Source organism: Polynucleobacter sp. 15G-AUS-farblos, from assembly GCF_018882445.1.
Lineage (GTDB): Bacteria > Pseudomonadota > Gammaproteobacteria > Burkholderiales > Burkholderiaceae > Polynucleobacter.
In genome coordinates this window covers 68,521-82,187 of sequence record NZ_JACVOM010000001.1, presented here as the reverse complement: position 1 = coordinate 82,187, position 13,667 = coordinate 68,521, and the positions used below count along the sequence as shown (strand labels likewise).

Below are 13,667 nucleotides of genomic sequence, written 5' to 3'. Positions count from 1 at the left end.
ACTTACCCAGTATTGGGAAGGTCTAAGGAAGAGTGGCAGAGCGGTTGAATGCACCAGTCTTGAAAACTGGCGAGGATGAAAGTCCTCCGTGAGTTCGAATCTCACCTCTTCCGCCATTTAATTATCTCTCTTGATCAAAATGCGCATATTGAAGTATTCCTTACTACTGATGCCTATGATTCTTGCCGCTTGCGCAACGCAATCTGGCTTGTGGGTCAAAGCTGATGTCACACCTTTGCAATTTAATCAAGATAACTACGTCTGCCTTCAGGAGTCACAGCAACCCTTTGGCTTTAATCAGGGCGGATATGGCTGGGGACCAGGTTGGGGCGGATATAACGGCTATTCCGGTGTGCAAACCAACCCAGAGTTGTACTCAGCCTGTATGAAGGCGCGTGGATACAGTTGGCAGCCAGATATCGCAGCAAGTCGCTAAGGACATTTCCTCTTAAATGCTCAACCACCTTCGGGTGGTTTTTTATTGCCTCCCGTGCCCAAATCGATTCAGTCCAACGCTCGCGTGAATTGTTCAACAGCATTTTTCTAAGCACTGTATTATTTTTTTACTATAATTCACAACTTCACAACTTCTGTAGTATAGTAATGTTACTGGGAGATGAAATGAAGAGACGGGTACCAAAAACACATCAAGCCTTGGAATTAATAGGCAAAGGCTTGTCTGCAGCGCAGGCAGCTAGAAAGATGGAGATTTCAGAGTCCAGTGTGTATGCCGCATTACGTAAGACCAGAGCAAAAGATCTGGGATGTTGTCCAACTTGTGGTCATAAATTAAGGAATTAGTATGAAAAAGACTCTGTTAGCTGTGGCATCAATTTCCGTTGCTGCATTTGCTTACGCAAATAGTTCTACGGATTCATCCGCCTTAGTTCAGCAGCAATGCAAGATTTCTGCAGAGGCTGTATCCACCTTAAAGGGATTGCGTTATGGCAATACAGCAATTCGGAAAGACGTGGCTAGCTTGATTAATCAAAGCTTAAAAATGCCTGAAAATCGAGTTGTTGCACAAAGAACTTTGAATCAGATGGTGGACGACAAAGTGAGTGATGTACGTTCACTTGAGGATAAGTATTGTTCTTAATTACATTAATTCAGGGTGCTAATGACGCAAGTTGCTGAGTGCCCTGAATGTGGCAATCCAAGACCATTGTTTGAGCAATGTCCGTATTGCTCATCCCAAGAATCTCCAACCCTAGCGCTTGATACGATTGAAATCAATCTCAAGCAAGGCCAACCCTTGGTTGAAGAGGCTATAGAAAGCCTCGGTAATTATCTTCGCAATGCTTCTGAACTGGGTATCAAAGCCATTGTGCTGATTCATGGCTATGGATCTAGTGGTGAAGGCGGAAATATTAAAAGAGCCGTTCATCACGCCCTAGAAAGTAATTACTTTTCAGATCGCGTTCATGAATACTATTTTGGGGAAACGGTACCCTACGGCAGTCATGCCTATCACGCCTTGATTAAAAAAAGACCAGGATTAAAGGCTTATCTGAAGCGATTTAAGGCTGGAAATTCTGGTATTACGGTGCTGTTATTGAATGCCCCTGGGGTGTACGCTTAGAATGACAGTAAAAGAGTAACTCCAAAAGAAGGATATCAGTATGACTAATAATAAATCTACTAGCGCTACAAGCCATGACGAGCTTCATTCTGATCAATTAATCGGGGATTTCAAAGCGCTGATGGCTGATGCCGAAGCCTTAATCAAAGCAACAGCAAGCCACGAGGATGGCACTATTGCCTCAATACGCTCAAAGGCAATGGACACCTTAACGAGCGCCAAAGAGAACCTGTCTTTACTCGAGGGACCTCTTACTGAAAAAGCTAAGGCTGTGGCAGAGGGTGCGGATGACTTTGTTCATCGCAAACCATGGGAAGCGGTTGGGGTTGCAGCTGGCTTGGGGCTATTGATTGGTTTGCTGATTCGCAGACACTAAGGCGCTATGTCTCAAGAAAATTTACTCTCTTCGCTGAAGAATATTGTCGCCACTGGAGCCTCTATTGCCCAAACACGTCTAGAGCTTTTATCGGTAGATGTGCAAATTGCCCGATCAAAATTCATTAGCCTATTGGTCATGATAATTGGCGCATTGTTCTTTTTATTCTTTGGTTTGGTAATGCTATCCCTGCTGATTGTGATTTACAGCTGGGAAACCAATCGTATGTTGGCACTGGGTTTACTGACTAGCGGCTTTATTGCTATTGGGCTTATTCTGGCTTTATTGGTGATGCAATCTCTGCGGACCATGCCTAAACTCTTTGAAGCATCTATTGCAGAATTTGCAAAAGATCGCGAGGAGCTCACTAAATAATGGGTCAGCAGCTAAAAGCATTAGAGAAGCGTCGGCATGCATTGCAAACTCTGGCCAATCATGAGCGTAAAGAGTTTGCGCTGCATCTTGAGCCATGGGAAAAGCCGCTATCCTGGGCTGATAAGGGCGTCGATATCTTTCATTTCTTAAAAAATAATCCCATTATTCTCACTGGAGCTTTTGCTACCTTAGCGCATTACAAGCCCAAGTTAGCAAGTAGGGCATTAGCCGTAGGTTGGGGCGCCATCAAGCTCATCAAAAGCGCTAAATCACTGATTTAAATCTAGGCTTTCAATACTGAGCGATTGGGTATGTGATGCTGATCGAGCAGTTGAGCGCCATTCAGTATTTCAATTTCAAGCAAGGTAAGAGCGCCAGCCACTTCAAAGCCTGCTGCGCGGATCAACTTGTCAGCAGCAATTAAGGTACCGCCAGTAGCAAGAACATCATCTAATAGCAATACCCGTGCACCTTGAGGTAGTGTTGATTGCTGTATCTCTAATGAATCTGCGCCATATTCCAGTCCATAGGATTCTCGATGGCTGGCTAAAGGCAATTTATTGGGCTTGCGGGCTAAAGCTAAGCCTTTATGTGTTTGGTGAGCAAGAGCAGAGCCGAAAATAAAGCCCCTCGATTCAATGCCTAGGATATGGGTGTATTCAAAGTCATTTGATAGGACTTCTAGTTGACGAATAGCCTCTTTGAAAGCGACAGGATTCGCTAAGAGCGGAGAAATATCCCTAAATAAGATTCCTGGTTTAGGAAAATCAGGCACTCCAGGAAGAAAATCTAATAGATTCATTTTGATGTTTAATGACATACATGAAGAATAAGCTACTCATTATCACCGCCTTAGAGTCTGAGCTCAAACAGGAGGCTCTGCCTACTGGCGTGAACATTATCTATACCGGCGTTGGCAAGATTAATGCCTCGATTGCTACCTGCCAGGCGATTCATCAGCATCAGCCAGCACGCATCATCAATTTTGGTACGGCTGGCAAGATTAACCCTCAAATCCATGGGTTACTAGAGATTGGATCTGTCATTCAACGGGATATGAATGCGGAGCCCTTAGCGCCTCGTGGAAAAACACCATTTAGCCATACTCCAGTCAAATACCATTCCAAGGCAGGTATCTATGTTTGTGGAACAGGTGATAGTTTTGTGAATAGCCATGATCAATGGCTTCATGAACAAAAGGTGGATCTAGTGGACATGGAGCTATTTGCAATTGCTGCAGTTGCACATCATCACCAAATTCCATGGCAATCGTTTAAATACATCACGGATGAGGCCAATGAAAACTCCGGCGATGATTGGCAGGATCAGGTGAACCATGGTCAAGCGCTTTATTTAGAGATGCTAGAGCAGCTTCTGAACAGTTAAGCAATGTTTAGAATGTGCATAAGACTGCATTATTAATGCCGACATCATAAAAGGAGACAGTCTTTCACGATGACTAATCCTAACAAGCCATGGTTAAAAAGTTACCCTGAGGGAGTGCCTCATAGTATTGGGGAATCTTCTTACACTTCTTTAGTAGATATGTTTGAAGAATCATTCGCAAGTTATCCGAATCGGAATGCTTGTGAATATCTTGGTAAGTTCATGACTTATGCTGAGCTAGATCAGCAGTCTAAGTACTTTGCCGCCTACCTTCAAACCCTGGGCATGGAGCCAGGAACTAGGGTGGCCATCATGCTCCCCAATGTGATGCAATTTCAGATTGCCATGATGGGTGCATTACGAGCAGGGTGCGTAGTGGTGAATGTCAACCCACTCTACACCGCACGAGAGTTAGAGTATCAACTCAAAGATAGTGGCGCTTTAGCCCTGATCATCTTAGAAAATTTTGCCCATGTGTATCAAAAAATAGCCCATCAAGTTTCTGTAAAGTATGTGGTCGTAACTAGCTTAGGCGAGTTTATTGGCGCCAAGGGCAAGGTGGTTGATTTGGTAGTGCGTCACGTCAAGAAAGTGGTGCCTGCTTGGGATATTCCAGGAAGCATTCGCTTTAAGGAAGCCCTGAGATTGGGGGCGAGCACCCATTTTGTGAAACCAAACATTGCGTTGGATGATATTGCCTTTTTGCAATACACCGGTGGCACTACTGGCGTTTCAAAGGGAGCGGTTTTATTGCACCGTAATATCTTGGCCAATGCGAAACAAATTGAAGTTTGGCTAGAGCCTGGTCTCAAAGGCAAGCAGATAGATCAACTGGTATTTCTGTGTCCTCTACCGCTGTATCACATCTTTGCGCTTACAGCCTGCGCTGTATTTGGTGCGCGTATGGGAGGCCTGCTGATTATGGTTCCGAATCCAAGAGATATACCGGGTTTCATTAAGTTGCTCAAGACGCATCCAGGCATACATATTTTCCCGGGCGTAAACACACTTTTTAATGCGCTGATTCATCGCCCAGAATTTTCCAAAATCAAGTTACCCAATTTGCTTGTCACTATTGGCGGTGGCATGGCCATGCAGAAGGTTGTTGCAGACGAGTGGCAGCGACTAACTGGCATCCCAATTGCAGAGGGCTATGGTCTGTCTGAGACATCGCCTGTAGCTTGCGTCAACACACCGCTGATTCAGTCATTTACTGGACATGTTGGATTACCTGTACCCGGAACGGATGTGGCTATCTTGGATGAGCAGGATAAGGAACTTCCACTTGGCCAGTCAGGAGAAATTGCCATCAGGGGTCCACAGGTAATGACACAGTATTGGAATATGCCTGATGAGACGCGTAATGCATTTACTGCGGATAGTTACTTTAAGTCAGGTGATATTGGCGTCATGGATGAGCACGGTTACGTCAAAATCATTGATCGCAAAAAAGACATGATCATTGTCTCTGGATTTAAAGTCTATCCAAATGAGGTAGAAGAAGTTCTTTCACTGATGCCAGGTGTATTAGAGTGTGCAGTGATCGGTACTCCGGATGAAGATACTGGCGAGTCAGTAAAGGCTTTTATTGTCAAAGATCATGAAGGTCTTTCGGAAGAGCAGGTGCAGGCGTATTGCAAGCAGCAACTGACAAACTATAAGCGACCTAAACAAATTGTCTTCAGGACAGAATTACCCAAAACTAATGTGGGCAAAATCTTGCGTCGTGAATTAAGAGATGAAGTTAAGAGACTAAGTTAAGAGACTAAGTTAAGAGAATTAATTAAGAGATTATTCAGTGCAAATCTATCTTAGATCCTTTCTTTTCTATCTCTATTTAGTTCCTTTCACCGCTGTTGCTGCTGTCCTCTGTGTTCTCATCATACCTATCAGTACCGTGCAGCAACGTTATGGCATGGTGCGTTATTGGAGCGGTTTGAATCTCCTCATGCTCAATCTCATTTGTAATGTTCAGTACCGTGTATTAGGGATGGAGCATATAAAAGAGTGCGGCGCTAAGCCAATGATTTTACTGAGCAAGCATCAATCTGCTTGGGAGACAATTGTGTACCCCCATATCTTTCCTAAAACCCTTTGCTTCGTATCTAAACGAGAATTACTTTGGTTGCCTTTTTTTGGCTGGGCCTTAGCCTCATTGAAGATGATCACAATTAATCGCGGGGACAGAGACGCTGCGAGAGCTGCCGTAGCCATTCAGGGTAAAGCCCGGCTTGAGCAGGGTCAGTGGATTGCGATATTTCCGGAGGGGACTCGGACTCCGGTTGGCACTTACCATCCTTATCGCAAAGGTGGGTTTCGTTTGGCAATCACTACCCAAACCGACATTATTCCGGTGGCCCAAAATGCCGGTAATGTCTGGCCTCGGAATAGTTTTCGTAAATACCCAGGACTAGTAACTGTGTCGATTGGCCCAGCTATCTCGGTTCAAGATAAAACTGAAGAGCAGATTCAGGCAGAAGTTGAGGGATGGATTGAGGGCGAAATGCATCAAATCGACCCTCAAGCCTATCTATAATTAAACACTAAGCCTTTGGTGTTTTACCCACCATCTTTGCAGCACGTAAGAAGTCAAAATCAACCCCTTTATCGGCTTGCATCACCGTGTCTAAAAATAGTTTTTTGTAACCTCGTTCAGCAGTAGGTGAGGTAATGGGATTATCAATAGCTCGTTTCGCTAGCTCTTCATCGGAGATGAGTAAGCTAATTTCACGATTTTTAACGCTCAAACGAATTTGATCGCCATTACGAACATGTGCCAAGGGTCCGCCAATCGCTGATTCTGGGGTCACATGCAACACAATCGTTCCAAAAGCGGTGCCACTCATGCGCCCATCTGAGATCCTGACGATGTCTTTGACACCTGCACGCGCCAGCTTCATCGGAATAGGGATGTAGCCAGCCTCTGGCATGCCTGGGGCACCTTTGGGGCCAATGTTCTTGAGTACTAATATATCTTCCGCAGTGACATCTAAATCAGGGCTATCAATACGGGATGCGAGGTCTTCTGCATTCTCAAAAACCACCGCACGACCTGTATGCTCCATCAGCTTTTCATTGGCAGCAGATTGTTTGATGATGGCGCCGCCGGGTGCTAAATTGCCATGCAAGACCGCAATACTGCCTCTTGGGTAAATAGGATCATTAAATTGACGGACGACATCTTGCTTAAAGCTTGGGGGTGCTGCATCAATCTCTTCGCCCAAGGTTTTACCTGTCACTGTCATGGCATTTAATTTCATGAGTGGCTTTAATTCACGAAGCAAAGTCGTCATACCGCCCGCATCATGAAAGTTTTCCATGTAATGATCGCCAGAAGGTTTTAGATCAACCAATACCGGGGTGTCATTACCCATTTTGTCTAAAGCATCTAAATCAATCTCTAGACCCATGCGTCCTGCAATGGCTGCAAGATGAACAATACCGTTCGTAGACCCGCCAATAGCAAGCAAAACACGCATAGCATTTTCAAATGCATCGGCAGTTAAGATCTTGTCAATCGTTAGCCCATCTTTTGCCATCTGCACAGCACAAGTGCCGGTCTCTTCAGCAATACGTATGCGATCTGCAGTGACAGCAGGAGGCGTAGCACCCCCGGGCACCGTCATTCCCAAGGCTTCAGAGATGCATGCCATAGTGCTAGCAGTACCCATCACAGAACAGGTTCCAACGCTAGCCACTAGTTGATCATTTACTTCATCTTTTTCTACTTCATCAATCTCGCCTGCGCGAAACTTAGCCCAATATCGGCGGCAGTCAGTACAAGCGCCAACACGCTCGCTGCGATGAGAGCCAGTTAACATTGAACCAGTAATGAGCTGTATGGCAGGTAAGCCAGCAGATGCCGCACCCATCATTTGGGCTGGAACAGTTTTATCGCATCCGCCAATCATGACAACTGCATCCATCGGTTGTGCACGCAACATCTCTTCCGTATCCATCGACATGAGATTGCGTAAGTACATACTGGTAGGCGCTGCAAAACTTTCATGAATGGAGATAGTTGGAAACTCCATTGGAAGACCACCCGCAAGCATGACACCCCGTTTAACAGCCTCTATCAATTGAGGCATATTTCCATGGCAGGGGTTGTAGGCGCTACCTGTATTAATAATGCCAATTACTGGGCGATCTAGTGCGCTATTGGTATAGCCAGCACCTTTAATAAAAGCCTTGCGTAGAAATAAGGAGAATCCTTTATCTCCATAACTCGTAAGACCCTTGCGCAAAGCGCTTTCAGATTTTTGATCGGATGGGTTTTTTGGCTTTGTACTCATATTTGTCTCGAAACTATAGTTATTGTTGAATTAGATTGTAGCCATTAGCAGATGGTCTTACTTAGATGCCGCCACCCCAGCGATATTGCCAGGAAATGCCTATTAAATCGTAGCTATTATTGGTGCGGGAATAGGTGCCAGTGCTTCCATTGATTCTGATGAAGTTTTGTTGGTTGATCGGATAAGAGAAGGTTGCTCCAAAACGCCAATTTTCTTGTGACCCACTGACCGGCATGCTGTTGATATAGGTTTGACCACCCACGTAATAGGTAGCATCTACAGAAATCCAAGCGGTCGATGGAAAGTAGTAAATGACATGAGTTTGAGTGGAGTAGATCGGGTTTTGCGAGAGCGTATTGCCGCCTAAGAAGCTATTGTTGCTGGTATAGATTGTTGCTGCACCAGCTAATTCAAAACGCCATGGTCCCACGGCTTGAGAAGCGCCAACACCTGGCTGAATAAACCAACGATTAGCTCCAACATTAATCATTTGCTCATTGTTGTACTGACCCCATGGAATAGAGGCCGCTAGACTGGCGCCGATGATGAGATCTTGCTGGTAATTCTTAAATTGATCTAGGGTGAGAGCAGGTGCGCCATATAAGTTAACTGATGCCTTGATAAGGGGGTCTGATAAACCTTCTGATGTGGCATTAATTGACTGGCTCCCTATCTTACCGGTGCCTGATAGTTGGGCGTAAGGAAGAACTAGGGTAATTTTTCCGGATTGGCCGGCTACATCTAATATGCGCGTATAGCTGGCTGCTTCAGAAGTGAGCTTATACGAAGAGCTTGAGGCTTGAGCTATGCCAAAACTGGCAAAGTTAATTCCGATTGGAGCGTTGGAATAGGCTCGCGCTTCGATTTCTTGGGCATGGGCCTGTGATCCAAGGATCCAGAATAAAAATAGAAGAAACGCCCGCATCAATTTTAAATACAAGAAAAGATCAGGTCTTGTTAACTGGCTCATCAGGCATGGTTCTATCACCAAAAAGAATGGCAATCGTTGCATTGCTGCCCAGTGAAATTTTCAGTCCGATCAATACTAAATAAGGCCAGACAATTAACCAATACACGATACACATTGCAATGACGCGTAAGGGGTTAGCTTGACCAAACGCTGCAAGCGAATCCCAAAAGTTCTTGCCATGAATGAGGCCATCAAAGCCTGCTTCAAGATAATTCAGACCAAGGACAATCCCAACATAAATAAAAGACTGCAATAAGAGCGACCGAATTAGACCTTTAGCCTTGCTGACTTTGATCGGAAAAGCGGCTTCACTAATAAGTAAGAATTTTGCAGATAAAGCGCCTTTGACTATGGCAAAGCCAAAGATGGATAGCGGAATAGGCCTCTCATCCAAAATGGTCGCCGCTAAAAAGCTGAGGGCGCAAAACCAGGATCCAAAGTAAACCGAAAGGGTAAAGGCTTTTTTTGCCTCATCTTCTAATATTTGGATTAAACCGTTCTTTGGCTTGGCGCTTTGATTGCTAGTATTCATGACATCATTGTATGTGCTTGATCTAAAATAAAAAAAGGCCGCTAAATTAGCGACCCTTTCAGATTTGGCTCCTCGACCTGGGCTCGAACCAGGGACCTACGGATTAACAGTCCGGCGCTCTACCGACTGAGCTATCGAGGAATAAGCCGATATTATAGCAAGATGAAATCTTCCTTTCCTACTTCTGTGCTGATCCCTAAAGTGCTGACCATTGCTGGGTCAGATAGTGGCGGCGGCGCAGGGCTACAGGCCGATCTAAAGGTAATTACTGCTCTTGGGGCTTATGGCATGAGCGTAATTACTGCTATTACTGCCCAGAACACCTTGGGTGTGATGCGTATTCAGGATGTGGATTTGGATGTAGTTGAGGCTCAAATCGACGCAGTGTTTACCGATATTGGCGCTGATATTGTGAAGATTGGGATGTTAGCTAGCCCAGAAATAGTACGAACCGTAGCTAAGGCTTTGCGTCGACATGGGGTAAAGCGCATCGTATTGGATCCGGTATTAAGAGCGACATCGGGTGCAAGCCTCGGCGGTGATGACACTGCACAAGCCATCATTGCTGAATTATTTCCGATGGCTACCTTAATTACTCCAAATATGGACGAAGCATCGTTACTTTTAGGCCGCGATCTCAAGGGATCAGATGATTTCAAACTCGCTGCTGAAGAATTATTGGCAATGGGGCCACAAGCCGTTTTAATTAAAGGCGGACATCTTGATAGCACCCATACACAGATTACTGATTTTCTGATGTGGCATACACTAGAAGACGGTCTCGAAGTAACCCAATCAAAAGCCTTTAAACACAATCGCATTCATACTGCGAATACCCATGGTACTGGATGCTCTTTAGCGTCAGCTATTGCTACGTATTTGGCTGATGGGCATGATTTAAGTCTTGCTGTTGCAAAAGCAATTTCTTATGTTGAGGCTGGCTTAGAGGCTGGCCGTTTTCTTAGCATTGGCGAGGGTCCCGGACCCCTTTGGCACATGCATGATTTTTATCCGACTGCATTACTGGATGAACAAAGTCCAGGCTAAGCGCGCATTAACTCTTGTAGATGCTTAACTGCAGCCTTAGGGTCGGTTGCTTGTGTAATGGCCCTTACGACAGCTACTGATCCAACGCCACTTTTTGAGACGGCGTGAATACTATCTTGATCAATGCCACCAATAGCAACTAGTGGATAGTGGCTTAGTAATTTCGCATATTGATAAAGACGTCCAAGACCTTGAGGAGCTGTTGGCATCCGCTTTAAGTTCGTCGGAAAGACAGCACCCATCGCAATATAACTAGGGCAAAAATGATCGGCATAAGCCATTTCTGCATAGCCATGAGTGCTTAAACCCAGACGCAAGCCTGAAACACGGATTGCCTCTAAATCTGCCAACTCTAAATCCTCTTGGCCTAGATGAACGCCATAGGCCTCGGCATCAATAGCCTCTCGCCAATAATCATTAATAAATAAAAGCGTTTTACTATCTTGAACCGCTTTGACTGATTCACGAATTTGTTTCTTGATTTTGCTTTTGTCTTCTGATTTAAAGCGCAATTGCACGGTGGGCAATTCAGCATCTACCATGCGTTTTACCCAATCGGCATCAGGCATAACGCCATATAAACCCAGACGTTTAGGACATTCTGCAAACGCTTTTGGATTCATATTGCGTGTCCAAGGCAATAGATCAAAGTGCTCTGGTCTGCTTGGCCATTTGAAGGGATTAAAGCCCCCATCTTGAATAGCCATACGCGACCATGCTTTACCTAATATGCGGGCGTCCTTTTCGATAAAGCCCATGTCAATGGCAGCCAGCGCACCAGCCAATTCGTAATGATCGGTGGCGGCTTCATTATCAACTTGGGGTGGTGGATTACCCAGACTGTATTGCGGAATCGGGATAGACAAATCATCACTACGATGTGCGGCAACAATTTGGTCTGCAAGGTCACGAATGAGGCTCATATATTAACGATGCTTAACTTTGATGCCAAAACGGAGTTCCCACCAGTGGGGTGCTAGCCTGTGCAGAGAGTTGGGGTTTCATTGCGCCTGATAAGTACGCAGAGCGTCCAGCCTCTACCGCCATCGCAAAAGCATTAGCCATGATGATGGGGTCATCTGCTAGAGCAACTGCAGTATTGAGAAGGACGCCATCAAAGCCCCATTCCATTACGCTACAAGCATGCGAAGGAAGGCCAAGACCTGCATCGACTAGGAGAGGTACCTTTAGTCGGTCACGCAAAAGCTTCATGGCGTAGGGATTGAGTGGACCCTGACCAGTGCCAATCGGAGCAGCCCAAGGCATCACTGCCTGGCACCCTACATCTACTAAACGTTGGCAAAGAATGAGATCTTCAGTGCAATAGGGCAGTACCTTAAATCCATCTTTGATCAAGATCTCAGCTGTTTCTACCAGTCGTAAGGTGTCGGGTTGAAGGGTGTAGTCATCACCAATCAGCTCTAACTTAATCCAATCCGTTTCAAAAACTTCACGTGCCATTTGTGCGGTAGTAATAACTTCTTGTGGACTATGGCATCCAGCTGTATTTGGTAGTACGGGTACAGCCATTTTTTTGAGGAGATCCCAAAAACCACTATGTGCTTCAGAAGTTGCGCTTCCTTGGCGTCGTAGACTAACGGTAATCATGGCTGGCTTAGCTGTTTTCACTGCAGTCTCTAGCACTTGAGGCGAAGGATAACGTGATGTTCCTAAGAGTAAGCGACTAGCAAAAGTTTCACCATAGAGGATCAATGGATCTGTTTGCTTAAAGGTTTGCGGTAATGGGGCTGTCATATACAAATATTGGTATTAACCACCAGTCACAGGTGCAATGATTTCTACCTGATCATTTTCATTTAGTGGGTATTGGGTATGTTTACTTTTAGGTACAAATTGCAGGTTGACTGCTACGGCATAGGGGGGCTTTGCTTGAATTAAAGTCAAGGCATCGCTCACCATACTTTGATGTGGCATGTCATATTCTTGTTGATTAACAATTACACGCATACATCTACTCCAGAATATTTCTCTGCGCCCGTAATGTTGAGGCCCAATTCTTGTGCCGTAGGACTTGCACCTGATTCCAGTATTTCTAATACACAGTCTAAGATAGCCGGGGCAATCATAAAACCGTGACGATAAAGTCCATTGATTAATATCAAATCAGACCGACCTTTATCTTGATGAATTTGCACTGCAGGCAAATTGTCTTGTAGGGTTGGTCTACATTGTGTTGACATTTCCAGAATGCGTGCTTCAGCAAAGCCGCTATGTACCGTATAAACGGCACTAAGCAATTCCATGGCCGAACGCACGCTCATTTCAGATAAGTCGTCTGATTCAATTTCAGTTGCACCGACAACATAGACATCATTTTCTTTTGGTGCAATATAAATTGGGTAGCGTGGATGAATTAAGCGTGTGGGTCTACGCAGTTTCACTTCGGGCGCATACAGTCGCAATACTTCACCACGAACCCCACGTAGTGTGTTGCTTGATTGATTCCAGGCCTTCTGAGCGCCAACTCCACGACAATCTAAAACTTGGTCATACAGAGATAGATCCCGAAGGGATTCCGGATTGACCTCGCTAAACCAATGGCAATGAACAGATAGCAAATCCAACTCGGTCATGAGTGCATCTAAGAGTTGGCGATTGTCTAGTTGCCCCTCATTCGGAAGATAGAGACCCTGTTGAAAACGGTCTGCAACACCCGGCTCTAATTGCATTAAGGCTTGTCTATCTAGCACTTGCGGCAAAGCAAGCTGATGATTGCGAAGACCATTCTTCTTTAGGTGAGCAGTAAATCGTTCAGCATCATTGCTGTCTTGGCGATGCCATAAGATCAGAGTGCCATCCTGCTGAAAAAAGACGGGGCTACTCAGCTTGCTAATGATGGCTTTCCAGCGGGGCAGACTATGTATGCCCATGCGCACCACAGCATCTTCAGTAATAGCGGATTCTGCCAGCGGGGCCAACATTGCTGCTGCAATGCGTGCAGCAGCATGTTTAGCGTCCGGACCAGATTGATCAAAAAGATCCACCTTGGCACCTTGCTGGGCAAGTGCCACAGCTAGCATCCGACCCATGAGGCCGGCGCCAACAATGGCAATCTTGCTTTGCGAGAATGCAGCTTTAGTCAT

General features: G+C 45.4%; 19 protein-coding genes and 2 tRNA genes. 12 read left to right on the top strand and 9 right to left on the bottom strand.

Annotation, left to right across the window (positions count from 1 at the left end; translation table 11 throughout):
• The first annotated feature begins 26 nt into the window (after positions 1 to 26).
• The 8 genes from ICN41_RS00410 (at position 27) to ICN41_RS00375 (ending at position 2,614) form a co-directional block, all read left to right on the top strand.
• Positions 27 to 116: transfer RNA gene (locus ICN41_RS00410), tRNA-Ser, on the top strand.
• Positions 117 to 169: 53 nt separating this feature from the next.
• Positions 170 to 436 (top strand): hypothetical protein, encoded by a 267-nt coding sequence (locus tag ICN41_RS00405; protein ID WP_216290849.1) that lies wholly within the window; start codon positions 170 to 172, stop codon positions 434 to 436.
• Positions 437 to 621: 185 nt separating this feature from the next.
• Positions 622 to 801: a sigma factor-like helix-turn-helix DNA-binding protein gene (locus ICN41_RS00400; RefSeq protein ID WP_216290848.1), complete on the top strand. Its 180-nt coding sequence runs from the start codon at positions 622 to 624 to the stop codon at positions 799 to 801.
• A gap of 1 nt (position 802) precedes the next feature.
• A complete protein-coding gene (locus ICN41_RS00395) occupies positions 803 to 1,099 on the top strand; it encodes a hypothetical protein (RefSeq protein WP_216290847.1) in 297 nt (98 codons plus the stop codon).
• Between the two features lie 21 nt (positions 1,100 to 1,120).
• Complete coding sequence (locus ICN41_RS00390) at positions 1,121 to 1,582, top strand: Smr/MutS family protein (protein WP_216290846.1); 462 nt, start codon at positions 1,121 to 1,123, stop codon at positions 1,580 to 1,582.
• A gap of 40 nt (positions 1,583 to 1,622) precedes the next feature.
• Complete coding sequence (locus ICN41_RS00385) at positions 1,623 to 1,958, top strand: YqjD family protein (RefSeq protein WP_216290845.1); 336 nt, start codon at positions 1,623 to 1,625, stop codon at positions 1,956 to 1,958.
• Positions 1,959 to 1,964: 6 nt separating this feature from the next.
• Positions 1,965 to 2,333: a phage holin family protein gene (locus ICN41_RS00380; protein ID WP_216290844.1), complete on the top strand. Its 369-nt coding sequence runs from the start codon at positions 1,965 to 1,967 to the stop codon at positions 2,331 to 2,333.
• Complete coding sequence (locus ICN41_RS00375; RefSeq protein ID WP_216290843.1) at positions 2,333 to 2,614, top strand: YqjK-like family protein; 282 nt, start codon at positions 2,333 to 2,335, stop codon at positions 2,612 to 2,614. The genes ICN41_RS00380 and ICN41_RS00375 overlap by 1 nt, the downstream gene beginning before the upstream one ends.
• 2 nt (positions 2,615 to 2,616) lie before the next feature.
• Here the strand turns inward: ICN41_RS00375 and ICN41_RS00370 are convergent, their stop codons facing one another.
• On the bottom strand, positions 2,617 to 3,135 hold the full coding sequence (locus ICN41_RS00370) for an adenine phosphoribosyltransferase (protein ID WP_216290842.1): 519 nt from the start codon (positions 3,133 to 3,135) through the stop codon (positions 2,617 to 2,619).
• A 20-nt stretch (positions 3,136 to 3,155) separates the two neighbouring features.
• Between ICN41_RS00370 and ICN41_RS00365 the strand changes: the two genes are divergently transcribed.
• The 3 genes from ICN41_RS00365 (at position 3,156) to ICN41_RS00355 (ending at position 6,255) form a co-directional block, all read left to right on the top strand.
• Positions 3,156 to 3,719, top strand: a complete 564-nt coding sequence (locus ICN41_RS00365; protein ID WP_216290841.1) for a 5'-methylthioadenosine nucleosidase — start codon at positions 3,156 to 3,158, stop codon at positions 3,717 to 3,719.
• 69 nt (positions 3,720 to 3,788) lie between these two features.
• Positions 3,789 to 5,480, top strand: coding sequence for an AMP-binding protein (locus tag ICN41_RS00360; protein ID WP_216290840.1), 1,692 nt, complete (start codon positions 3,789 to 3,791; stop codon positions 5,478 to 5,480).
• 37 nt (positions 5,481 to 5,517) lie between these two features.
• On the top strand, positions 5,518 to 6,255 hold the full coding sequence (locus ICN41_RS00355; protein WP_216290839.1) for a 1-acyl-sn-glycerol-3-phosphate acyltransferase: 738 nt from the start codon (positions 5,518 to 5,520) through the stop codon (positions 6,253 to 6,255).
• A 7-nt stretch (positions 6,256 to 6,262) separates the two neighbouring features.
• On the opposite strand, the gene ICN41_RS00350 is transcribed toward ICN41_RS00355, so the two are convergent.
• The 4 genes from ICN41_RS00350 to ICN41_RS00335 form a co-directional block, all read right to left on the bottom strand.
• Positions 6,263 to 8,014 carry an IlvD/Edd family dehydratase gene (locus ICN41_RS00350; RefSeq protein ID WP_216290838.1) on the bottom strand — a complete coding sequence of 584 codons (1,752 nt, stop codon included), beginning with the start codon at positions 8,012 to 8,014 and terminating at the stop codon, positions 6,263 to 6,265.
• A 61-nt stretch (positions 8,015 to 8,075) separates the two neighbouring features.
• Entirely contained in the window at positions 8,076 to 8,939 is an 864-nt protein-coding gene (locus ICN41_RS00345; protein WP_255537825.1) for a transporter, read from the bottom strand.
• A gap of 22 nt (positions 8,940 to 8,961) precedes the next feature.
• The gene (locus ICN41_RS00340; RefSeq protein ID WP_216290836.1) at positions 8,962 to 9,516 is read right to left on the bottom strand and encodes a hypothetical protein; all 555 of its coding nucleotides are present in this window, start codon (positions 9,514 to 9,516) and stop codon (positions 8,962 to 8,964) included.
• Between the two features lie 65 nt (positions 9,517 to 9,581).
• Positions 9,582 to 9,657 (bottom strand) — tRNA-Asn (locus ICN41_RS00335).
• Positions 9,658 to 9,678: 21 nt separating this feature from the next.
• Here ICN41_RS00335 and thiD point away from each other — a divergent pair.
• Positions 9,679 to 10,563: a bifunctional hydroxymethylpyrimidine kinase/phosphomethylpyrimidine kinase gene (gene thiD / locus ICN41_RS00330; protein ID WP_216290835.1), complete on the top strand. Its 885-nt coding sequence runs from the start codon at positions 9,679 to 9,681 to the stop codon at positions 10,561 to 10,563.
• On the opposite strand, the gene thiE is transcribed toward thiD, so the two are convergent.
• The 4 genes from thiE to ICN41_RS00310 are packed head-to-tail and all read right to left on the bottom strand — an operon-like array spanning position 10,560 to position 13,667.
• Positions 10,560 to 11,486, bottom strand: coding sequence for a thiamine phosphate synthase (gene thiE, locus ICN41_RS00325; protein WP_216290834.1), 927 nt, complete (start codon positions 11,484 to 11,486; stop codon positions 10,560 to 10,562). The two genes, thiD and thiE, sit on opposite strands and share 4 nt — an antisense overlap.
• 13 nt (positions 11,487 to 11,499) lie before the next feature.
• The gene (locus ICN41_RS00320; protein ID WP_216290833.1) at positions 11,500 to 12,318 is read right to left on the bottom strand and encodes a thiazole synthase; all 819 of its coding nucleotides are present in this window, start codon (positions 12,316 to 12,318) and stop codon (positions 11,500 to 11,502) included.
• A gap of 15 nt (positions 12,319 to 12,333) precedes the next feature.
• On the bottom strand, positions 12,334 to 12,531 hold the full coding sequence (gene thiS / locus ICN41_RS00315) for a sulfur carrier protein ThiS (RefSeq protein ID WP_216290832.1): 198 nt from the start codon (positions 12,529 to 12,531) through the stop codon (positions 12,334 to 12,336).
• Entirely contained in the window at positions 12,522 to 13,667 is a 1,146-nt protein-coding gene (locus tag ICN41_RS00310; protein WP_216290831.1) for an FAD-dependent oxidoreductase, read from the bottom strand. Before ICN41_RS00310 ends, thiS begins: the two co-directional genes overlap by 10 nt.